Source organism: Caballeronia glathei, assembly GCF_000698595.1.
Taxonomy (GTDB): domain Bacteria; phylum Pseudomonadota; class Gammaproteobacteria; order Burkholderiales; family Burkholderiaceae; genus Caballeronia; species Caballeronia glathei.
Window position 1 is genome coordinate 1 of sequence record NZ_JFHC01000308.1, and the last position, 468, is coordinate 468.

The window sequence follows — 468 nt, forward strand, 5'->3', positions numbered from 1 at the left end:
GAACTAATTTCGCAACAGCTTCTTAGTAGTGGATTCGGTTTTATCAGCCCGTTGACTGTTCGTGATTTGGTAAAGACTGCTGCGGGTGAGTCGAGGCGATTCCGGTCGCGTCGAAAGACCGGTTGAGTTGTTGCGAAGTTGGCGGATCGCCGACTTGGTGTTGTATGGGTTCACACCTTTTGGATGCTACTTCCCTACTTGATTGGTCCACAGAGGCCTAGCAGGGTCAAAGCGCAGTTCGTTGACTTTCGCGTAACAAACAACGGGGAGCGCACAAGTCTCGATTTCTAACGACGCTGCCTCACCAAGCTCGATGCAATCTCTCCGTCTAGCGTTGCTCACACGGCGGTCAAAGGCGGACTTTCGAAGTATCCAAGGAGACACATGATTTCCGAAGTAATGGATTTTATTGCAAGCAATAACGTTAGTTTCATCGACCTTCGTTTCACCGACACGCGCGGCAAAGAA

At 50.2% G+C, this 468-nt stretch carries 1 protein-coding gene; it reads right to left on the minus strand.

What is annotated here, in order from left to right; translation table 11 throughout:
• Nucleotides 1-186 precede the first annotated feature (186 nt).
• On the minus strand, nucleotides 187-468 hold a 282-nt coding region (locus tag BG61_RS43855; protein ID WP_206540646.1), incomplete at its 5' end, for a hypothetical protein.